The organism is Streptococcus oralis (assembly GCF_016127915.1).
GTDB lineage: Bacteria > Bacillota > Bacilli > Lactobacillales > Streptococcaceae > Streptococcus > Streptococcus oralis_BO.
This window is the reverse complement of record NZ_CP066059.1, coordinates 1,499,043-1,519,489: the sequence shown is the minus strand read 5'-3', so window position 1 is coordinate 1,519,489 and position 20,447 is coordinate 1,499,043. Positions and strand designations below refer to the sequence as shown.

At 41.1% G+C, this 20,447-nt stretch carries 21 protein-coding genes; all 21 read right to left on the bottom strand.

Features of this window, described 5'->3' with window-relative positions:
• Window positions 1-13: 13 nt before the first annotated feature.
• On the bottom strand, window positions 14-298 hold the full coding sequence (groES, locus tag I6H78_RS07355; RefSeq protein WP_049489733.1) for a co-chaperone GroES: 285 nt from the start codon (window positions 296-298) through the stop codon (window positions 14-16).
• Window positions 299-606: 308 nt separating this feature from the next.
• The gene (locus I6H78_RS07350; protein WP_000282437.1) at window positions 607-1,002 is read right to left on the bottom strand and encodes a single-stranded DNA-binding protein; all 396 of its coding nucleotides are present in this window, start codon (window positions 1,000-1,002) and stop codon (window positions 607-609) included.
• Between the two features lie 77 nt (window positions 1,003-1,079).
• Window positions 1,080-1,841: an SDR family NAD(P)-dependent oxidoreductase gene (locus tag I6H78_RS07345; RefSeq protein ID WP_198459264.1), complete on the bottom strand. Its 762-nt coding sequence runs from the start codon at window positions 1,839-1,841 to the stop codon at window positions 1,080-1,082.
• Window positions 1,842-1,882: 41 nt separating this feature from the next.
• Window positions 1,883-2,509 carry a YtpR family tRNA-binding protein gene (gene ytpR / locus I6H78_RS07340; protein ID WP_198460240.1) on the bottom strand — a complete coding sequence of 209 codons (627 nt, stop codon included), beginning with the start codon at window positions 2,507-2,509 and terminating at the stop codon, window positions 1,883-1,885.
• Between the two features lie 15 nt (window positions 2,510-2,524).
• Window positions 2,525-2,842, bottom strand: coding sequence for a thioredoxin family protein (locus I6H78_RS07335; protein WP_198459263.1), 318 nt, complete (start codon window positions 2,840-2,842; stop codon window positions 2,525-2,527).
• A complete protein-coding gene (locus I6H78_RS07330; protein ID WP_198459262.1) occupies window positions 2,839-3,138 on the bottom strand; it encodes a DUF4651 domain-containing protein in 300 nt (99 codons plus the stop codon). The genes I6H78_RS07335 and I6H78_RS07330 overlap by 4 nt, the downstream gene beginning before the upstream one ends.
• Window positions 3,139-3,315: 177 nt before the next feature.
• Window positions 3,316-4,923, bottom strand: a complete 1,608-nt coding sequence (locus I6H78_RS07325) for a CTP synthase (protein ID WP_198459261.1) — start codon at window positions 4,921-4,923, stop codon at window positions 3,316-3,318.
• Window positions 4,924-5,239: 316 nt separating this feature from the next.
• Window positions 5,240-5,830: a DNA-directed RNA polymerase subunit delta gene (gene rpoE / locus I6H78_RS07320; protein WP_000418417.1), complete on the bottom strand. Its 591-nt coding sequence runs from the start codon at window positions 5,828-5,830 to the stop codon at window positions 5,240-5,242.
• A 131-nt stretch (window positions 5,831-5,961) separates the two neighbouring features.
• Window positions 5,962-6,108, bottom strand: coding sequence for a hypothetical protein (locus I6H78_RS09420; RefSeq protein WP_232619931.1), 147 nt, complete (start codon window positions 6,106-6,108; stop codon window positions 5,962-5,964).
• A gap of 127 nt (window positions 6,109-6,235) precedes the next feature.
• Window positions 6,236-9,097, bottom strand: coding sequence for a hypothetical protein (locus I6H78_RS07315; RefSeq protein WP_198459260.1), 2,862 nt, complete (start codon window positions 9,095-9,097; stop codon window positions 6,236-6,238).
• Between the two features lie 91 nt (window positions 9,098-9,188).
• The gene (locus tag I6H78_RS07310) at window positions 9,189-11,840 is read right to left on the bottom strand and encodes a valine--tRNA ligase (protein ID WP_198459259.1); all 2,652 of its coding nucleotides are present in this window, start codon (window positions 11,838-11,840) and stop codon (window positions 9,189-9,191) included.
• The gene (locus I6H78_RS07305) at window positions 11,833-12,411 is read right to left on the bottom strand and encodes an AAA family ATPase (protein ID WP_198459258.1); all 579 of its coding nucleotides are present in this window, start codon (window positions 12,409-12,411) and stop codon (window positions 11,833-11,835) included. The genes I6H78_RS07310 and I6H78_RS07305 overlap by 8 nt, the downstream gene beginning before the upstream one ends.
• Window positions 12,411-12,971 carry a GNAT family N-acetyltransferase gene (locus tag I6H78_RS07300; protein WP_198459257.1) on the bottom strand — a complete coding sequence of 187 codons (561 nt, stop codon included), beginning with the start codon at window positions 12,969-12,971 and terminating at the stop codon, window positions 12,411-12,413. Before I6H78_RS07300 ends, I6H78_RS07305 begins: the two co-directional genes overlap by 1 nt.
• Before the next feature lie 280 nt (window positions 12,972-13,251).
• A complete protein-coding gene (locus I6H78_RS07295; protein WP_000038699.1) occupies window positions 13,252-13,647 on the bottom strand; it encodes a helix-hairpin-helix domain-containing protein in 396 nt (131 codons plus the stop codon).
• A 97-nt stretch (window positions 13,648-13,744) separates the two neighbouring features.
• Complete coding sequence (locus I6H78_RS07290) at window positions 13,745-13,999, bottom strand: DUF1912 family protein (RefSeq protein WP_000119707.1); 255 nt, start codon at window positions 13,997-13,999, stop codon at window positions 13,745-13,747.
• Window positions 14,000-14,008: 9 nt separating this feature from the next.
• Window positions 14,009-15,343 (bottom strand): DUF438 domain-containing protein, encoded by a 1,335-nt coding sequence (locus tag I6H78_RS07285; protein WP_198459256.1) that lies wholly within the window; start codon window positions 15,341-15,343, stop codon window positions 14,009-14,011.
• The gene (locus tag I6H78_RS07280; RefSeq protein ID WP_000368739.1) at window positions 15,343-15,576 is read right to left on the bottom strand and encodes a DUF1858 domain-containing protein; all 234 of its coding nucleotides are present in this window, start codon (window positions 15,574-15,576) and stop codon (window positions 15,343-15,345) included. Before I6H78_RS07280 ends, I6H78_RS07285 begins: the two co-directional genes overlap by 1 nt.
• 261 nt (window positions 15,577-15,837) lie before the next feature.
• Window positions 15,838-16,020: a hypothetical protein gene (locus I6H78_RS07275; protein ID WP_198459255.1), complete on the bottom strand. Its 183-nt coding sequence runs from the start codon at window positions 16,018-16,020 to the stop codon at window positions 15,838-15,840.
• Window position 16,021: 1 nt separating this feature from the next.
• Window positions 16,022-16,801 carry a hypothetical protein gene (locus I6H78_RS07270; protein ID WP_198459254.1) on the bottom strand — a complete coding sequence of 260 codons (780 nt, stop codon included), beginning with the start codon at window positions 16,799-16,801 and terminating at the stop codon, window positions 16,022-16,024.
• Between the two features lie 256 nt (window positions 16,802-17,057).
• Window positions 17,058-17,408, bottom strand: a complete 351-nt coding sequence (rbfA, locus tag I6H78_RS07265) for a 30S ribosome-binding factor RbfA (RefSeq protein WP_198459253.1) — start codon at window positions 17,406-17,408, stop codon at window positions 17,058-17,060.
• Between the two features lie 250 nt (window positions 17,409-17,658).
• Window positions 17,659-20,445, bottom strand: a complete 2,787-nt coding sequence (infB, locus tag I6H78_RS07260; RefSeq protein ID WP_198459252.1) for a translation initiation factor IF-2 — start codon at window positions 20,443-20,445, stop codon at window positions 17,659-17,661.
• Between the last annotated feature and the right edge of the window lie 2 nt (window positions 20,446-20,447).

The following is a 20,447-nucleotide window of genomic DNA, read 5'->3' as shown; positions in this document are numbered from 1 at the left end:
TTACTTTCTCCTTCTATTCTTCAATGATTGCCAAGATGTTAGCTTCGCCAACGATGATGTACTTTTCATCGCCATCTTTTACATCAAGACCTGCATGTGCTTCAACTAAGACACGGTCTCCAGGCTTAACGCTTGGAGCTACCAAGTCACCGTTCAAGGTACGAACACCTTGTCCAGTAGCTACAACTTGGGCTGTTTTTGTTTTTTCTTGGGCTGAGCCTGCAAGGACAAAGCCTCCAACAGTTTGTTCTTTTTCTTCGACTTTCAAGACCACACGGTCTCCTAATGGTTTCAACATCTGTTTTCCTCCATGATGAGATACATATTATTAGCACTCTTTGTATATGAGTGCTAATTCATAATTCTATTGTATCACTTGGTCAGAAATAGTCAAGAAAAAAGTCTGACTTTCTCAAGATAAAAAGCCTGAGACCAACTCAGACTTTTTAATGTTTATACTCAATGAAAATCAAAGTGCAAACTAGGAAGCTAGACGCAGGCTGCTAAAAATATAGTTTTTAGGTTGTAGATAGGACTGACGAAGTCAGTTACCTATACCTACGGCAAGGGGAAGCTGACGGGGTTAGAAGAGATTTTCGAAGAGTATTAAAATGGCAATTCCTCCTCTTCCAAAACCAAGTCTGCCAAATCCTGTCCAGCGTTATTTTCACGCATGGCTCGTTGGGCACGACTTTCCAAAAGTTGGAATCCTGTCACAAGAACTTCAGTCACATAGTTCATCTGGCCATTTTTCTCAAAGCGACGGGTACGAAGTTCTCCATCCACAGAGATAAGACTACCTTTAGTTGCGTAGCTTGCCAAGGTTTCAGCCAATTTTCCCCAAAGAACAAGATTGACAAAGTCAGCTTCGCGTTCCCCATTCTGGTCTTTGTAACGACGGTTCACAGCGATCGTTGCGCGCGCTACTGACTTGTCATTGTTGGTTTTGTGCAATTCTGGTGTAGACGTTAAACGTCCAATAAGAATAACTTTATTATACATATTTTCTTCCTCCTACTTATCTATTCGTAAGGAATCAAAAAAAGTTACAAAAATTTGTAACTTTTCGAGAAAATTTTTTATTTTTTATGCACCATGAAACCTGTCGCCTGTTGATTGGCCATAATAGTCATATCTGTAATCTGCACACGGCGAGGCTGACTGGTCACATAGACAACTGTATCTGCAATATCTTGAGCTTGCAAGGCCTCAATTCCCTGATAGACGGTGGCAGCACGCTCTTTGTCACCATGGAAACGTACCGCAGAAAAATCTGTTTCGACAATCCCTGGCCGAATGGTGGTCACCTTGATATTCGTTGCAATGGTATCAATTCGTAGACCATCTGAAAAAGTCTTAACTGCAGCCTTGGTTGCTGAGTAAACAGCTGCACCCGCATAGGCGTAGATTCCTGCGGTCGACCCCATGTTAATGATATGACCCTGATTGACTTTTACCATTGCTGGCAAGAAACAGCGAGTGACCGCCATCAAACCTTTAACATTGGTATCCAACATAGTCAGCATATCCAACTCTTCATAGTCTTGATAGGGAGCCAAGCCAAGGGCTAGTCCAGCATTATTGACCAAGATATCAATCTGCCCTATCGTTTCCAAAATATCAGAGCAGACCGTCTTGACCATAGCCATATCTGTGACATCCAGTGGAAAAGTCCAAACTGTTTGATTTGGAAAAGTTTCTGCAAACTCTGACTTGAGGGCCTCTAGTCTGTCTGTCCGTCGTCCTGTTAGAACGACATTCTCCCCCTGCTCCAGATAAGCACGTGCAATCGCTTCACCAATTCCTGAAGTCGCTCCTGTAATCACTACATTTTTTGCCATCTTATCCCCCTCTATCTGGTCTATCAAACACTGACAATTTCCTAGGCAGTCCAATGTTTAGCTGGGTCAAAGGGAGTTCCAACAACTTGGTCTTCTGACAATTCAATGACCCCACGTTTTTGCGGAGCATTTGGCAAGGCAAGTTCACGAGGGCTGCACATCATACCAAAACTCTTTTCACCACGAAGCTCGCCTGGGAAAATGAGATTGCCTTTTGGCATCATAGCTCCCTGAAGAGCTACAATGGTTTTCAAACCGACACGCGCATTGGGAGCCCCTGCAACGATTTGTACCGTCTTGTCACTAGATACTGCTACTTGGCAGATATTGAGGTGGTCACTATCTGGATGAGCTACCATCTCGATAATCTCACCGACAACAAACTTAGGTTCTTTGTCATTGACAATCTCTTCTGCAAAGCCTTCCGCTCGCAATTCTTGGTTCAAACGTTCTACTTGTTCATCTGTCAAAAAGACTTGACCACGCTCTGCAATTTCAAACAAACTTGAAATTTCGAAAATATTCCAAGCTACTGTTTCTCCATTTTCTTTGAGGAAAACACGGGCTACTTTGCCTTTACGCTCCACGTCCAGTTTGGCATCTCCGCTGTTTTTCACGATGATCATAAGGACATCGCCAACATGCTCTTTGTTATATGTAAAAATCATTGTTTCCATTTTCTCCTATTTCAGTCCTGCTAAAAAGTCGTTAATTTGTTCCTTGCTTTTACGGTCGCGATTGACAAAACGACCGATTTCCTTGTCCTTTTCTAGCACAACAAGGCTAGGAATGCCGTACACATCCCAGAGTTTGGATAGATCCATGTACTGGTCACGGTCCACTCGAATAAAGGTGAACTCTGGATTGGTCTCCTCAATCTCTGGCAAGGATGGATAGATATAGCGACAATCGCCACACCAGTCCGCCACAAAAAGGAAGACCTTCTTGCTATCTTGCTCGACAAAACCTGCTAGCTCTTCTATACTACTAGGAATAATCATAAGACTTCCTCCTCATAGACTAGGTCTTCATTTTCATAGACAAAGGTATAGTGACGGCCATCCTCGAAAATGACTCCTCCGACGAGTCGCTCTAGGCTACTTTCGTAGACTTGAACATAAATAGTCGCAATCTCACCCATATCTGAGAAAAGTTCGCGCACGATAGCGGTCAACTCTTCTTGAGTCTTCATGAGTTTGTGGTTATCTGCTGCTTTTTTAGCCCCTAAAGCAAGGGCACTTAGACCAGCCACAGTCAAGCCAGTCATCCATAATTTCTTAGCTTTCATACCATTCATTGTAACACAAAAAGGGCTCTAGGACAAATGAGGAAGTAGCAGAAAAGCAAGTAAAAAACCTCTTCCCTCGGTGAGGAAAGAAGACTTCTGATTCTTATTGCCAAGCGCCTGAGTTAGCAAGACTTTCCTGAATGAATTAAAAAACCTCTGAGATTCTTCTCAAAGGTTCTGATTGTGCTAATTACTGTTCTCGACTGCTGCAGTAACAAAGGCAGTGTAGAGTTCTTCTGGACGGTTCGGACGACTGGAAAGTTCAGGGTGATACTGACAAGCCACAAAGAATTTATTTTCAGGAATTTCCACAATTTCGACCAAACGATTGTCTGGAGAAACACCTGAGAAGACAAAACCTGCTGTCTCAAACTGTTCACGAAAGGCGTTGTTAAACTCATAACGGTGACGGTGACGGCGTTGCACCACTTCTTGATTGTGATAAGCAGCTGCTGCCTTAGAACCTCGTTTTAACTTAGACGGATAAAGTCCCAAACGAAGGGTTCCACCCATATCCTCAACATCAACCTGGTCACGCATAATATCAATGATAGGATATTTTGTTTCTGGTGCAAGTTCTGCAGAATTGGCACCTTCAAGACCTAAAACGTTACGAGCAAACTCGATACAAGTCAACTGCATTCCCAAGCAGACTCCCAACATTGGGACATCATTCTCACGCGCATAGCGAATGGCTTGGATTTTCCCTTCCGTACCACGTTGACCAAAACCACCTGGCACAATGATGCCATCTGCATCAGACAAGAGTTCTGCTACATTCTCTGCTGTCACATCATTGGCATTAATCCAATTAATCTTCACTTCTGCGTCGTTGGCATACCCAGAGTGTTTCAAGGCTTCGACCACTGAGATGTAGGCATCTTGCAACTCCACATACTTACCAACGAGGGAGATCTTGACTTGTTTTTTCAGGTTCATGACCTTGTCCACCATGGCTGACCACTCTGTCATATCCGCTACTGGTGCGTCTAGTTTCAAATGGTCACAGACAATTTGGTCCATACCTTGTGCCTGCAAATTCAATGGAATTTGGTAAAGGTGTTCGACATCCAAAGACTCGATAACAGCTTCTGGAGCCACGTCACAAAACTGAGCTAGTTTGTTTTTAATTCCTTGGCCAGCTGGTTTCTCCGTACGAATAACCAACATATTTGGCTGGATTCCCAATCCACGCAATTCTTTTACAGAATGCTGAGTCGGTTTGGTTTTCATCTCACCAGCAGCCTTGAGGTATGGAAGCAAGGTTGTATGGATGTACATGACATTATCTGCACCCACATCTGCCTTCATCTGACGAAGAGCCTCTAGGAATGGCAAGGACTCGATATCCCCAACGGTTCCACCAACCTCTGTGATAATGACATCCGAGTCGGTCGTTACAGCGGCACGCTTGATTTTTTCTTTCAAAGCATCTGTGATATGAGGAATAACCTGAACAGTTGCCCCAAGGTATTCTCCACGGCGCTCTTTACGAAGAACTTCACTGTAAATTTTACCAGTTGTCACGTTGGAATATTTGTTGAGGTTGATATCGATGAAACGTTCATAGTGACCTAAGTCCAAGTCGGTCTCAGCCCCATCATCCGTTACAAAGACTTCCCCATGCTGGTAAGGGCTCATGGTTCCCGGGTCGATATTGATATAAGGGTCAAATTTTTGAATGGTTACTTTGAGACCACGATTTTTCAAGAGACGGCCCAGACTTGCTGCAACAATCCCTTTCCCAATAGACGACACCACACCACCAGTTACAAAAATATATTTCGTAGACATAGATTCCTCTTTCTAAAATGCTCAAGGCCTTGTTAACTACGAGGGGAGATCGAAAACAAGACCCTTATGAATAACGACTTTTCAAGAAAACTTCCTGAAAAAACAAAAATAGCTCCCTAGTAACTAGGGAGCCCCGACCTCTAAAAGAGGTGCCCGAACAATATGATACCTCAAAGCAGAACATTTGTCAACCCGAATCGGTAAAAGATGAAAAAAGGAGATTGTTTTCAGAAAACCAACTAAAGATCCACATCCAAACGGATGACCTGCTCTAGCAACAAAAAAAGAGATCAGGCGATCTCCTCTGTGAAGTCTTTTACTCTTCTTCACTCGTTTCAGTATCATCGTCAGAAAACTCATCGTCTTCTTCGTTAAGATCCACGTCTTCACCCAAGTCATCAGGAGCGATTTCGTTGATTTCTGCATCGTAAGCTTCCACTTCATTTTTCTCATCATCTGGATTTTCATCATCATATGAAAGAGCTGGATCTGCTTCGTATGCATCTTCGTCTTCTGGATCATCTGCGTTGTAGTCAATGGCATCTGAGTCGCCATCCATAAAGGCATTGACGCGTTTTTTCTTAGCTTTTGGTGCTACTTCATCGTCGTCACTTTCTTCAAGAGCGATGATTTCTTCGTCGATTTCGTCCACACCATACCATGAACGAAGCCCCCATTTGTTGTCTCCAAGAGAGATGAAGCTACCGTCAAAGTTCAACTCTGTGTAGAACAAAGGCAAAGCTTCGCGGATATCGCTGTTTGATGTTCCAAGGTAGTTTTGAATTTCGTTTACAAGATCACTAAAATGCATCTCATGATCGCGACCACGAAGTTCCAAGATAGCACGCGCTACCTCAATCATAGATAGTTCACTTTTTTCTTGCCCAGCAAATACTTCTAATTCCAAAGCGTTTCTCCTCATTTATACTACTATCGCCAGAGCAAACAGACTCTGACCTCATTTTATCATGTACCCTTTATTGTACGATAATTTTGCGGAATAGTCAAAGGTTAAATGGGAGAAAGTGACAGGACTTTTTATTTCTTTGCTACCCAGCCGATGGAGTCGATTGGTGGAGTTGTAAGAACAAATTGACTGAGTTTTTTATGTGATAAGATGATTTCTAAAATCTTGATTTTTCCAGTATAAGACGAATAAATCTTTTGCTTATAATTTTCATTCAAAAAGATATAACCCAATCAAATATTAAACTATTACTTTACATGACTATTGTTGATTTAGATTTTACTTTTTCCAGAGAAGAAAATTTATCTGTCTGTTATATAAATTAAAATGAGGTATTTAGCACCGCTACCTATATCTGTATATTTTCTTATGAGCTAACTTACTCTGATTACTCTTTGTTTCAGTATTGTATAACAAGTCATTTAATTTACGAATAATTTCTTCTTTTTGAAACTTAGAAACACTGTCTACGATTGAAACTTTTTGTGAGATTACTTCAACATACTCATCAATCATCATATTTTGAGAATTTAAAGTAGAAATCATTTTCCATTTAAACCCCTCTATAAATTGTGTATCCAAATATAAATCTTGATAAAAACTATCAATAGTTTTGAGGATATAAAATCCTAATACTCCTTCCCCACCAGACCAATAAAATGGACTGTTAGAAGTCATGGAATCAAAAATTGTTCTACTAGTATAGTTAAAATATCCATTATTATGTTGGACCCTAAATATTAATATCTGCTCAAGGCGTAATAAACTTGATACTGATAGGTTTGCTATTACATTTGATAGGCCAACTTTATTCGTATTCAAAAGATATTCAACTGATAATTGTATATCATTTTGCTTGTCCGAATAAAAATCATTTGTGAAAATTGAATCTAACTTATCAGTAAGTAGCAAATATTCTCTACAAAAGTTATCCATTTTCTTTTTATTGCTAACACGTTTCCAATGTAATTTATTAACAGAGACTTTTATACATTTTTCACTGTTCTTCGCTCTTGTTACCACTTTACCAAAGCTGAATGAATCATATATAAAGTTAAATCTGCTTGAGAATGGAAATTTTTTACCTGACAATAACCATTGAACATATACAATTTTAAGTTCTGACATTTGATGCCTTCTACCAAACTGATTAAACCAATAAAAACCTGTTATTTTTTCATTTCGTTTTGTCCATAATTTATCTAAAATTTCATCTGTAATACGATCGCTAATATTTGTTCTTAAGATTATATCTTTAGCTTGATAAAAAAGATAATTTTGTTGTTCTTCATCGCAATTCATTAATTTTTTAATCTCAGCATCATAAAATTCAATGTTATCGTCCCATTCTGTATAATCGGTATATAACAATTGATATAACATAAAAGCAAGACTGTATTCATTATTCATACTTAATATACAGTTTTTTTGGTATTGATTAAACTGCTCATAAGAATACTCTAAAGACTCAAATAACACTTTTGAATACTCATTAAACGTTCGTTCTGAACCCCTAAAAATGTTTGTATTATAATTAACATTATTTTGAAATAAATTCTTTTGCTTCCAGAACTGATACCATTTAAAATATTCAAATTCTTCCTCATAAAACTTAAAATTACTGAATCTTTTGGAACTTTTTATATTATCCTTAATTCGATTTTCTTTCAATCTGACATATTGGAAATTTGATAATTTTAATACCCTAGAATTTCCATTTTTCTTAACAGATATTTTATACAGATTATGATTATCTATTATTTTTTTGGTCGATATAATTAACCCATCATATACTCTTTGCATATCAAGCTGAGGATGTCTAAAAATCATTTTCCAAAGAGAATTCTCTACAGTTTTATCTGAAAACTTCAAAGAATTTTTTCTTCTAAAAGTAGATCCTAAAAGCTGTTGTTTAATTGGTTTTACATAGTAATTATATATCTGTTCGTTGTCAAAGTTTTTGAACAATTCATTAAATATTTCGATATCATGATTCAATAAAATATACCATGATTTAAAAGGAAGAATTATATCCAAATTAGATGGCTTCTTTCTAGTAATTCTATACCTTTTATCATCTGAGACAAACAATCTCCATTTCAGTTCCACAAACAATCTATAAAATCTATGAAATTCCTCAATATTTTTTATTATCTTCTTGTTTTTATCACCTATTTTTTGATAAACATCTTTTTGTATTCCTATAAATACTAACTCTATAAATTCTTTCTTTTCAAATTCTGATAAATTCCTTGTATCATACTTTAGCCAATTATATAGGAATCTAGGTTCTAAATTATCATAAAGCAATTGTTTCCTCATAAATTGATGATTTCTAAAAAAACTTAATTTATAAATTAAACATTCAATTAAAGTATATTCTCTATCTATTTTATCAATTTTTTTGATATATAAGTCTTTTTGAAATTCTATCCAAAATTTTTGAGTATATTCCTCTTGTATTCTTTCTCTTATTATACTTTGTAAATTATAGTCTACTCCAGAATTTATTGTCGATATAATACTAATCAAAAATAAACTCATTTTCAGAAGAAATACAAAAGCAATTAATAACAAAAGTAGTGAACTTTGCCATAGATAAACTAGATATAGATTCACTTCATTAGTTAGAAGTGATAACTTTATAATATTTGGAACTATTGTAAGAACTAGCAATGAAAATATAAACGCTTTACTTTGACTAAAACGATACCAGAAAAAATCTTTCAACACATAGCTTGTTTTATTTTTTCCAAGATACTTCCCTCGTTCATTATTCTCTGTAGTATACTGTAAAAAACCAATATAAATGCCATACATTCCCAAAACACCAACAACAAAAGAAGAAATGTCAAGAAATGATAGTAAGGATAAATTTAAAAATTTTACATGAAATATTTTCTGAATCAAAACAGATGAAACATAATAAAAAATAACGCTCAGTTTGATTATGTGATGCAGATTTTTCTTAAAATATAAATTATATATATCATTTAACTTATTAGAAAATCCATTATAATTCAATAATATTTTTTCAAAATTTGTTCTAGGAAACTGTCCAATTCCGCCATTTAAAAGTTTGTTAATATTATTTATTACAATAGCCTTCCTTTTTTGAAAATATTTTATTATGTGGTAAGGAATAAAATATATTATAGATGAACATAATATGGAAATGAATAGTAATAGAATTAAATAAAAAAACATAAGATAATCCTTTTCATTTTTGAAACAGCATGTCAACTGTAATTATAGATATTATACCAAAAAAACACGGCTTACCACCGTGTTTCTATGTTTATTTCACCAACTTCTTCATCTCATCAATACGTGCTACGGTCGCGTCGTACTTAGCTTGGTAGTCGGCTTGTTTGTCGTGTTCTTTTTGGACGACTTCTGGTTTGGCATTGGCTACGAAGCGTTCGTTAGAGAGCTTCTTGCCGACCATGTCCAGTTCTTTTTGCCATTTAGCCAGTTCCTTGTCGAGACGAGCGAGTTCTTCTTCGACATTGAGGAGGTCTGCCAGTGGCAAGTAGATTTCTGCTCCTGTGATGACGCTTGACATAGCCAGTTCTGGTGCAGGGATGGTTGATGCAATTTCCAAGTGTTCTGGATTTGTGAAGCGTTTGATGTAGTTGACATTACTGTTAAAGAAGGCTTCCAAGTCGCTATCGCTTGTCTTAACAAGGATTGTGATTGGCTTGCTTGGTGCTACGTTCACTTCCGCACGCGCATTACGAACGGCGCGGATCAAGTCTTTGAGGCTTTCCACACCAGTGTGAGCCGCAAGGTCTTCAAAGGCTGGATTAACAGTTGGGTATTCTGCTGTAACGATAGAGCCTTCTGAAATTTGTCCAAAGATTTCCTCTGTCACGAATGGCATGATTGGGTGAAGGAGACGAAGGATCTTGTCCAAAGTGTAAAGGAGAACAGAACGTGTAATAACTTTCTCTTCTTCGTTATCACTATAAAGGACTTCCTTGGTCAACTCAACGTACCAGTCCGCAAACTCATCCCAGATGAAGTTGTAGAGGATGTGTCCAGCGACACCAAATTCAAACTTGTCAAAGTTTTCAGTGACTTTTCCGATGGTTTCATTGAGGTTGTGGAGAATCCAGCGGTCAGTGACGTTACCAGCTTCCTTGTTAACAACTTTTTCCACATTGGCCGTTGCTTGCTCAAGGGTCAAGCCTTCATTGTTCATGAGGATGTAGCGAGAAATGTTCCAGATCTTGTTAATGAAGTTCCAAGAAGCATCCATTTTTTCGTAAGAGAAGCGGACATCTTGCCCTGGGGCAGAACCGTTTGAAAGGAACCAACGCAGGCTATCTGTTCCGTATTTATCAATAACATCCATTGGATCAATCCCGTTACCAAGAGACTTGGACATCTTGCGGCCTTGCTCGTCACGAATGAGACCGTGAATCAAGGCATTTTTGAATGGCGACTTGCCAGTAAATTCCAAACCTTGGAAAATCATCCGAGATACCCAGAATGGGATAATATCATAACCAGTCACCAAGGTTGATGTTGGATAATAACGCTTGAAGTCTGCTGAGTCTATATCCGGCCAACCCATGGTTGAGAATGGCCAAAGGGCAGAACTGAACCACGTATCAAGTACATCATCGTCTTGAGTCCATCCGTCACCTTCCGGTGCTTCTTCGCCCACATAGATTTCACCCTCAGCATTGTACCAAGCTGGGATTTGGTGACCCCACCAAAGCTGACGAGAGATCACCCAGTCGTGTACATTTTCCATCCATTGGAGGAAAGTATCGTTGAAACGAGGTGGGTAGAATTCAACCTTGTCCTCTGTGTCTTGGTTGGCAATAGCATTTTTCGCCAATTGGTCCATCTTGACGAACCACTGAGTAGACAAGCGTGGTTCAACCACTACACCAGTACGTTCTGAGTGACCAACGCTGTGGACACGTTTTTCGATTTTAACAAGGGCACCGATTTCTTCTAGCTTAGCAACGACTGCCTTACGAGCTTCAAAACGGTCCATGCCTGCAAACTCGAAGGCAAGCTCGTTCATGGTTCCGTCATCGTTCATGACGTTGACTTGCGGCAAGTTGTGGCGTTGTCCAACCAAGAAGTCGTTTGGATCGTGGGCAGGCGTGATTTTCACGACACCAGTTCCAAACTCGGGATCGGCATGTTCGTCTCCAACGATTGGAATCAATTTATTAGCGATTGGAAGGATGACATTTTTACCGATCAAGTCCTTGTAGCGTGGGTCTTCTGGATTGACCGCAACAGCAACGTCCCCAAACATAGTCTCAGGACGAGTTGTCGCAACTTCAAGGGCGCGTGAACCATCTTCCAGCATGTAGTTCATGTGGTAGAAGGCACCTTCGACATCCTTGTGGATCACCTCGATATCAGAAAGGGCTGTGCGAGCTGCTGGGTCCCAGTTGATGATAAACTCACCACGGTAGATCCAGCCTTTCTTGTAAAGTTCGACAAAAACCTTGCGGACGGCTTTTGACAAGCCTTCGTCAAGAGTGAACCGTTCGCGAGAGTAGTCTACAGAGAGTCCCATCTTGCCCCATTGTTCCTTGATAGTAGTGGCATATTCGTCTTTCCATTCCCAGACTTTCGTCAAGAAAGACTCACGACCGAGGTCATAACGGCTAATGCCCTCTCCACGCAAGCGCTCCTCAACCTTAGCTTGAGTTGCGATACCCGCGTGGTCCATTCCTGGTAGCCAAAGCGTGTCAAAGCCTTGCATCCGTTTTTGACGAATGATGATATCCTGCAAAGTTGTATCCCAAGCGTGACCAAGGTGGAGTTTCCCAGTTACGTTTGGTGGTGGAATCACGATTGAATAAGGCTTAGCCTTTTGATCGCCTGAAGGCTTGAAAACATCCGCATCAAGCCATTTTTGGTAACGACCAGCCTCAACCTCGGCTGGATTGTATTTAGGTGAAAGTTGTTTAGACATGTGTTTGTCCTTTCTCTATTGTATTCATTTTATTTTGAATCTGCTTGGCAACTTCTTCTGCAGACAGATTCGTATTATTTATTTTAAAGTAGTGGTGCAACTCATTCGGTTGATGTTGAGAATTTAATTGAAGTGTTTCAGCAGTCTCCAAAATTTCTCTTTCAGATACCTCAATATGTCGTTTTAAGGGTTTATGCTTTAATCGATTCTCCGTTCGATTTCGACATAAGCGCTCTTCAAGTGTCGTTTCCAACTCAACAAACAGAATCTCTTGATGATAATCATCCAACAAATCCTGAATTTGCTTCAAATACAGCAGCTGGTACTGATTTGAAAAATCAATTACGTCTGTTAAAATCACAGATCGCTGATTCCTAGCACTTGCTCCAAGAAAAGAAAAGGTAATTCCACGAACAAATTCCCACATTTCCTCTGTATAGTCCTGATAGATTTCTAGTGCAAAATCGATGGCTTGATGGTTATAAAAGAGGGTAGCATTTGTCTTTCGAGATAGTTCTTGCCCAATCGTCATTTTCCCAGAAGCTGGAGCCCCAATGATGAAAAGATGCATCAAATCACCTCCCACTCACTCCTTAGCAAGCCATATATCAGACTGTCACAGCGGTTGCCTTGGGCATCTTTGCGGTCTCTTATGCGAGCTTCGAGGGTGAAGCCAAGTTTCTCTGCGACTCGTTGACTTTTGATATTGTTGCCAAAACAAGTCAGTTCAATCTTATGCAGATTCAATTTTTTAAAAGCTAGGTCAATCAAGGCACGCGCTGCTTCTGGAACATAACCTAGACCCCAATGGTCTGGATGTAAGATATAGCCAATCTCCAAGACATCATCCTCGTGACGACGAGGGAAATCAACAGAGCCGATGACCTTATCGGTTCCTTTAGCGACAATTCCATAGCCCGCTGGGAGATTGTTCTTTTCATTACGCTCGGGCAGAATATGCTCCAGATAATAAATCTCATCTTCCAAGCTCTTGACGGGGTGAAAGCCTGCTGGATAGGAAACTTCTGGCCTACTGGCATAGTCAAAGATATCCACAACATCAGCCACGGTACGGACTCGCAAGACCAGACGCTCGGTCTCTATTCGTTCTGGTAACTCTGCTCTTGTCATCCTTCTACCTCGCTTTCTACAAAAAATCGCCCCTGCCATCTACATGACAGGGACGAATGTGTTTATCCGCGGTACCACCCAATTTCGGGCAAGGCCCGCAACTCTTGTCTTTGAAGGATATACAAAGACACTTTTATTTCATTTTCATCCATCAGCAACCAGTTTTGACACATTTGTGGACTTCTCAGCACCGCCACTTTCTGTAAAATGTGGGATCCAAAACACCTCTAATGGCTCTATTGTAGCAAGTTTTTCTCGGAAATGCAAGGGGCAAGAAAGATTACTTGAAGCTGATTCCGTGCTCTTTTAATTTCTTAATGGTAGCTGGGCCAATTCCTTTCAAGGCAAGGAGTTCTTTTTCAGTCCAGTTTTTAAAGTCAGCAGCCGACTTGATCCCCTCATCATAGAAAGTCTTAGCACGATCTACTGAGAGGCCACCCAAAGTAGCTGCGAAATCTTCTACTGAATTGGCTACTTTTTGAGCTTGTTCCTTGGTCGCTTCTACTGCTTGTTCCACTTTTTTAGAGACAACTTTTCCTGCTTCGCTGGCAGATTTTTCTGCGTGTTTCACGACTTTTTTGGTCTCTTCGACAACTTTGGTCACCGTACTTGAAAAGGCACCTGAGCGACGAAGGCTATTTCGCAATTGTTTTTTACGTTGGAGTTTCTTTGACATGATAAAATCCTTTCAATAAAAAATCCCTGCTCTGACAAGGATTTAATAAAGATATTCTATCAAGATTTTGGGAAAAAATCAAGAAAGTATCTGTATTTTAATAGTTTCGCTCACCAAACAATCCTTCTGGCAAATCATGGAATCCCTTGCCTGCCTTGAAGTTTTCAAACTTACCCAGCAAGAACTGGTAGGCATCCAAGCGACTTTCGTAGCGAATCATGGCATCTTTGGCACGTTCGTCTTGGTCTTCTTCGTAGACCTTTTGACTTTCCTTGTGCGCCATGTCGTTGATCATGATCTGGGTATTGACCCAGGCCTCAAATTCCTTCATAAATTCCTGTTCGTAACTCATTGATTCTCCTTATTCTAATCCACGGAAGTAGTCCGTATCAATCTCTCGGTAGGGCTGGATATCCTGAACATACTCCAGCACTCCTTGGAATTCTCCGTTTTCATCGTGTACCGCAGCATAGGTGATGTGGACAAACTTGCCTCGCGACTCTGACTTGAACCACATCTCATACTTGTCCTTGACCCCTTCACGAAGACCTTTCATAACAGCCTTTACCTTGTCTAAGTACTTGGGCGGATGACAGAGTTCTACATTGCGCCCGACTTGGGACGGCGTCCGTTTGAAAATCATCTCATCAGCTGGCGCATTGTCATTGTAATACTGAAAAATATCGTCCTTATTAACAAAAGTGATCTCCATAGGGAGGTGATTGAGGATGAGGTTGGCCTGCTCGACGGAGAGATAGCCATTCCCAAAAGCCTGTTGACTATGACGGTCCAGCACCGCTTCCTTTTCCTTAGGGGTAAAGGTAATAGTAAACTGGCCTTCAGGCGTATTGATGACTTGCTGAACTTGACCTTCTGCCGTGTCTAGTTGTACTGGCTCCTCTGCACTCTTTTCTTCAACAAAGCTCTGTCTTTCTGGAACCCATTTCTCAGACGGACGGATGATAGCATAGCCATAGGAATCGCTCTCTTCCGCAATCTGAATCCAGTCATCCTGGGTGAAGGACTCAAGAAGAATCATGAGGAGGATGGACTCTTCCTTGAAAATCATACTTTCAAACTCTGTCGCAAAAGCTTCGAAAGTTTCCTTTACAGTGCTAATTGTAACTTCTGGTAGTGCCTTAGCCGTCGCTAGAGCTATCTGAAAGAGTTCTCTGATCTGATCATCCACTCCCCACATCACTTTTGGAGGTGAATCGTGACCATAGCGCTCCATGATGGGAAAGAAGAGCTCTTCCTTGCGCTGGTAGTGGATATCAAATTGCCCCAAAAGTCCCATTTGACGGACCAAACCCTTGCGCATCTCTGCCAGCATTTCCTCATCTTCCATAGTCTCATAGGTATCTAACAATCTCCGAATGCGAATCAAGGCTGCACGAAGGGCCAGATTTTCATCCTTGAAGACGCGAACTGGGTGGCCAGGGTGTTCGGTATCCTCCACTTCAACGCCCTTAACAGCATTTTTAAAAAGATTGGCATGGACATCACAGAGCTCCATGACATCTTCAAAGGTAACACCTGAGTCTGAGTTCATCAGCTCGTGCTCCATGAGGGAAATCTCAATAGCTGAGACACCTGTAAAGGTTGCATCAAAACGCTCCTGAACTGACTCGGGAGAGGCGCCATTGTGCAATTCTAGCAAAATATCCCGTAGGATATGAATCCGTTCATCTGCCATTAGTCTAATCCAATCACTTCGTAGCCATTCGCTTCCAGTGTGCGGACAATCTTGTCCATAGGAGTTCCTTCAAGTTTAGAACCCTGCTTAAGCGATACTTTGCGACCGACTGTGTTGCGCATCAAGGGATTAGCAAGTGGTTTAAAACCCAGTTCCACTAGGATTTCCAAGACTTCTGGATGCTTATCCACCACTTCTGCAACGGGAATTGACACATCGATGATATTGTCCATGACGACCTCCATGTATGTTCTAATACTCAATGAAAATCAAAGAGCAAACTAGGAAGCTAGCCGCAGGCTGCTCAAAGCACTGCTTTGAGGTTGTGGATAGAACTGACGAAGTCAGTAATCTATACCTACGGCAAGGTGAAGCTGACGTGGTTTGAAGAGATTTTCGAAGAGTATAAAATGATTTTACTGCTTATATTATACCATATGGGAAGAGATTAAAAAACTAGCAGCGGAGTTCCTGCTAGTTTCTTTCATTTCAAGTTATTCCTTATCGTCTGGTTTTGCGAGCCACTGGGCTACATCCATCAACTTGTCAGCAAGCAGTACTTTCCCGAAACCTACTAGAGCATTGTCATCTTTTTTCATGTTCTTCAGGACTTTGAGGCTTTGCATCACAAAAAAGTAATTCCCGTAAGTCTTGGCTAGAATTTTAATGAATCCCATATTACTCTCCTTCGATGATTTCGACCTCTTTTCGAATAGTATCAACGTCTCTTTGATATTGCACTTCATTGTAGTTGACTAGCTTGGACAATTCCTGTTGCAATCTTTCTCCCATTGGCTTCATGGTCGCAAAGGTTAGGCCACCAGAAATGACTCCACCTAAGATAGGAATCACTTTCCCCATCCCTTTAACTAAGCCTCCTTTTGTCAGATTAACACCAAAAATTTTCAAAACTTTTTCTAAAATAGGATACCAGAGCGTCTTTGTCAAAGCTTTCTTGTTCACTACTTTTATGACTTGTTTGGCTACTGTCACACCGCCTGATCGAAGTAGGGCACCTGCACCATTTACTCCCAGCATCACACCGAGATACAGTAAAAGCGTGTTTTTAGCATCTTCACTCAACTCATTGCGCGATGCCCAAAGATCATCAAATCCGTAAATATACCCTAGTTCTTGAGCTAATTTCAATGAAAAAGCATAAAACTGGGCTACGTCTGTCGGGATAGTGATCGCCATAGCAAGACCTCCAGGTAGACCTGCTAACACCGATGTTCCACTGGCTAACAGGACATTGTCCTTAATACAGGCCTTGGCCACGCGATCCAAGCTTTCTTGAGGCAACAAAGAAGTCGGTCCTTGTTCAATCAAAGTTGGAATATCCTTACGATCTAATTCCTTTGAAAACTTTTCTACTAAAAATTTCTCCCGATCAACTTTGACCACGGGTAATTTTACTACTTGTTGCAGCACTTGCATAGCTATATCTTGTTTAGCCATATGTCTCTCCGTTTTTCATCCATATCAGACTTTATCATATCATACTATTTGAAATTTACAAATTTTTTAAACCGATTTTTAGCAGATGAATACATCGTCAAATAGTAATAATCATGCTCTGGAAACAAAAAAGAGGGGTGACCCTCTTTCTTATACTCAATGAAAATCAAAGAGCAAACTAGGAAGCTAGCCGCAGGCTGTACTTGAGTACGGCAAGGCGACGCTGACATGGTTTGAATTTGATTTTCGAAGAGTATTAGTTCTTATCCAGATTGCGTAGCATTGCGTCAATCTTGTTTCCATATTCTATGGACTCGTCTTTGACGAAGGTTAAATCTGGGATTTTGTACAATTTCAAATTGCGACCAAGTTCACGTTTGATCGTACCAGTTGCTTTCTCAAGCCCAATTTGAGCTTTTTGGTTATCCGAAGCCAGGTTACTCAAAATGGTGTAGTAAACCTTGGCAACAGACAAGTCACCCAGCATCTGAACATCTGTGATGGTCACACCTTGGACACGCGGATCACGGACTTTCTTTTGCAAAATCTCATTGACTTCACGCTTGATTTCCATGCCCACACGATCCGTACGGAAATGATTTACCATGATATTCCTTTCTCTACTTTGAACCAAAAGCTAGGCCAGCAGACCTAGCTATTTTTAAACTTATTGATTTTCAGTTCAAATTGAAACGAAGTTCAATTTGAACTCGTTCGCTTCTTTCACCGTGGTGAAAGTGATGAAACTGATTTATCAGTCCCATCACAGGGGATTTTTGAGACTCTAGGTTCAAAAATAAGCAATGAAACCATCGGTTTGCTTGCGTCCCTCACCACCTAAGAAAGGAGCAAAAATCTTAACGTTTGATTTCTTCCATGACATAAGCTTCAATCACATCATCAGTCTTGATATCATTGTAGCCCTCAATCATGAGACCACCCTCACGACCGTTTGTAACTTCTTTAACGTCGTCTTTGTAGTGTTTCAAGCTTGCAAGTTCACCGTCATAGATAACGACACCGTCACGGATAACACGGACTTTAGAGTCACGGGTAACTTTACCACTCGTAACCATGAATCCACCGATGGTTCCCACTTTAGATACCTTGAAGGTTTCACGGATAACTGCCTCACCGATAACTTTTTCTTCAAATTCTGGGTCAAGCATCCCTTTCATGGCTTCTTCCATCTCTTCGATAACCTTGTAGATAATGCTGTGGAGACGGATTTCTACATCATCTTCTTCTGCTTGTTGACGAGCTTGTGGTGTAGGGCGCACGTTGAAACCGATGATAAAGGCATTTGAAGCTTCTGCAAGAGTCACATCAGATTCGTTGATGGCACCGACCGCTGAGTGAACGATGGTAACTTTGACACCTTCTACATCGATCTTTTGAAGCGAGGCAGAAAGGGCTTCAACTGAACCTTGTACGTCGGCCTTGATGATGACGTTAACAGACTTGAGCTCGCCTGCTTTAAGCGTATCAAAGAGGTTTTCAAGGCTGACACGTTGAGTTACTTGACGTTGCTTCATAAGAGCACGTTTCGCACGTTCTTCACCTGCTGCACGCGCAGATTTTTCATCTTCGTAAACGACAAAGTGGTCACCCGCCATTGGTGCTTCGTTCAAACCTGTGATAGATACTGGTGTTGATGGTCCAGCAACCTTAACACGACGACCAAGGTCATTGGTCATAGCACGGACACGACCGAAGGTATTTCCGACAACGATTGGATCTTGGACATTCAAAGTACCTTGTTGCACAAGAAGGGTTGCGACCGCACCTTTTCCTTTATCTAAGCGAGCTTCGATAACGGTACCGATCGCACGCACTGTTGGGTCTGCCTTGAGTTCTTGGATTTCAGCTACAAGAAGGACTGTTTCCAACAATTCATCAATGTTTTGGTTGAATTTAGCTGAGATTTCGACAAACTCAGAATCTCCACCCCAGGCAGTTGACATAACACCGTGTTCAGCCAATTCACCGATAACGCGTTCTGGGTTGGCACCTGGTTTATCAATCTTGTTGATAGCTACGATGATTGGAACGTTGGCCGCTTTTGAGTGGTTGATGGCTTCGATAGTCTGAGGCATAACCCCGTCATCGGCCGCCACGACCAAGATGGTAATATCGGTAACAGATGCACCACGCGCACGCATCGATGTAAAAGCCGCGTGTCCTGGTGTATCAAGGAAGGTAATCTTCTTGCCATTTTCCACGATTTGGTAGGCACCGATATGCTGAGTGATACCACCTGCTTCACCTGTCGCAACACGAGAGTTACGAAGGGTATCTAGAAGGGTTGTTTTACCATGGTCAACGTGTCCCATGATGGTTACAACTGGTGGACGCTCAACCAATTCATCTTCATTAAGATAGCCATCTTCGACAAAGAAACGTTCGATGTCGGCATTATCCACTTCAACCTTTTGTTTGGCTTCGATACCGTAATCCACCATGAGGAGTTCGATGGTTTCTCCATCTAAGGATTGGTTTTGTGTGGCCATCACACCCATCATAAAGAGTTTCTTAACGATTTCAGCTGGTTCACGTTTAATACGTTTTGCGATTTCCGCAACAGTCATACCATCTGTATACTCAAATTCTGTTGGCAATTCGTGGAACTTACGCTCTGTAACAGGTTTTGGAGTCTGGTTACGGTTGTTTTGCTTGTTCCCTTTTTTATTTTTCTTGTTGTTATTCCAGTTACTATTTCTTTGATTTCTCACTTGATTCTGACTACTTCGATTCTTTTGTTGTTTTCTAGGACCATCTTCTTCGTGATCATAATCGTCACGTTCTTTGTCTGGTCGAGCTTGTTTTTTACGACGTGTATCCACTGGCGCTTCTTTCGCTACAGGAGCTACTGTTATAGCTGGCTGCGTTTGTTCAGCTAGCTTAGCAGCTTCTTCAAAGATTTCCTCTGGCTCCTTGCGTTTGTTAGCTTGAGCCAAGGCTTCTTTGGCTGCTTGCGATTGTTTGAAGCGCTCCTCGCTTGAGCGTGCGTACTCTGCATTTTGCTCTGCTTTTAGGGCTGCTGCACGGGCTTTAAAGTCAACACGTGGGCCAGCTTGTTTTGGCTGGAAGTCTTGTTGCTGACGGCGATCATTGCCACGATTCCCTTGACCTTGTGGTTTTTTCCCTTGGTCGTTAAATCGGCGATTGTCGCGGTTTCCTTGACCAGGTTTGCCACCATTACGACCATCGTTTTTCTGACGGTTGCCGTTTTGTTGTTGGTCACGGTTGTTGCCCTTGTTTTGTTTGCGTCGCTCTGCCTGCTCTTTGGCACGCGCCTCACGCTCCGCCTTGAAGTTTCGACTCTGTGGTCTTGCGGCCACTACTTTTTCTTCCTTAGGAGCTGCAGGTGTAGCTGATTTGCTTTCTTCCTTAGCGGCAGCTGGTTTAGCTGATACAGGCTTTTCTGCTTTCTTTTCTACACTTGCTTTTGGTGCTACAGGTTTTGCTTCTGCTTTAGGAGCAGGTGCAGGTTTAAAGCTAGCTGCGATTTGTTCAGCAGCAGCAGCTTCCACGCTCGATGAGTGGCTTTTCACATCCAAGCCCAACTCTTTTGCACGCGCTACAACTTCTTTACTTTCTTTTCCAAGCTCTTTTGCGATTTCGTACAATCTTTTCTTAGACAAAT

What these genes read in the sequence shown, in the direction of transcription:
- groES (WP_049489733.1), bottom strand. Translation starts at nt 298, where the DNA reads ATGTTGAAACCATTAGGAGACCGTGTGGTCTTGAAAGTCGAAGAAAAA.
- I6H78_RS07350 (WP_000282437.1), bottom strand. Translation starts at nt 1,002, where the DNA reads ATGTATAATAAAGTTATTCTTATTGGACGTTTAACGTCTACACCAGAA.
- I6H78_RS07345 (WP_198459264.1), bottom strand. Translation starts at nt 1,841, where the DNA reads ATGGCAAAAAATGTAGTGATTACAGGAGCGACTTCAGGAATTGGTGAA.
- ytpR (WP_198460240.1), bottom strand. Translation starts at nt 2,509, where the DNA reads ATGATTTTTACATATAACAAAGAGCATGTTGGCGATGTCCTTATGATC.
- I6H78_RS07335 (WP_198459263.1), bottom strand. Translation starts at nt 2,842, where the DNA reads ATGATTATTCCTAGTAGTATAGAAGAGCTAGCAGGTTTTGTCGAGCAA.
- I6H78_RS07330 (WP_198459262.1), bottom strand. Translation starts at nt 3,138, where the DNA reads ATGAATGGTATGAAAGCTAAGAAATTATGGATGACTGGCTTGACTGTG.
- I6H78_RS07325 (WP_198459261.1), bottom strand. Translation starts at nt 4,923, where the DNA reads ATGTCTACGAAATATATTTTTGTAACTGGTGGTGTGGTGTCGTCTATT.
- I6H78_RS07315 (WP_198459260.1), bottom strand. Translation starts at nt 9,097, where the DNA reads ATGTTTTTTTATTTAATTCTATTACTATTCATTTCCATATTATGTTCA.
- I6H78_RS07310 (WP_198459259.1), bottom strand. Translation starts at nt 11,840, where the DNA reads ATGTCTAAACAACTTTCACCTAAATACAATCCAGCCGAGGTTGAGGCT.
- I6H78_RS07305 (WP_198459258.1), bottom strand. Translation starts at nt 12,411, where the DNA reads ATGCATCTTTTCATCATTGGGGCTCCAGCTTCTGGGAAAATGACGATT.
- I6H78_RS07300 (WP_198459257.1), bottom strand. Translation starts at nt 12,971, where the DNA reads ATGACAAGAGCAGAGTTACCAGAACGAATAGAGACCGAGCGTCTGGTC.
- I6H78_RS07295 (WP_000038699.1), bottom strand. Translation starts at nt 13,647, where the DNA reads ATGTCAAAGAAACTCCAACGTAAAAAACAATTGCGAAATAGCCTTCGT.
- I6H78_RS07290 (WP_000119707.1), bottom strand. Translation starts at nt 13,999, where the DNA reads ATGAGTTACGAACAGGAATTTATGAAGGAATTTGAGGCCTGGGTCAAT.
- I6H78_RS07285 (WP_198459256.1), bottom strand. Translation starts at nt 15,343, where the DNA reads ATGGCAGATGAACGGATTCATATCCTACGGGATATTTTGCTAGAATTG.
- I6H78_RS07280 (WP_000368739.1), bottom strand. Translation starts at nt 15,576, where the DNA reads ATGGACAATATCATCGATGTGTCAATTCCCGTTGCAGAAGTGGTGGAT.
- I6H78_RS07275 (WP_198459255.1), bottom strand. Translation starts at nt 16,020, where the DNA reads ATGGGATTCATTAAAATTCTAGCCAAGACTTACGGGAATTACTTTTTT.
- I6H78_RS07270 (WP_198459254.1), bottom strand. Translation starts at nt 16,801, where the DNA reads ATGGCTAAACAAGATATAGCTATGCAAGTGCTGCAACAAGTAGTAAAA.
- rbfA (WP_198459253.1), bottom strand. Translation starts at nt 17,408, where the DNA reads ATGGTAAATCATTTCCGTACGGATCGTGTGGGCATGGAAATCAAGCGT.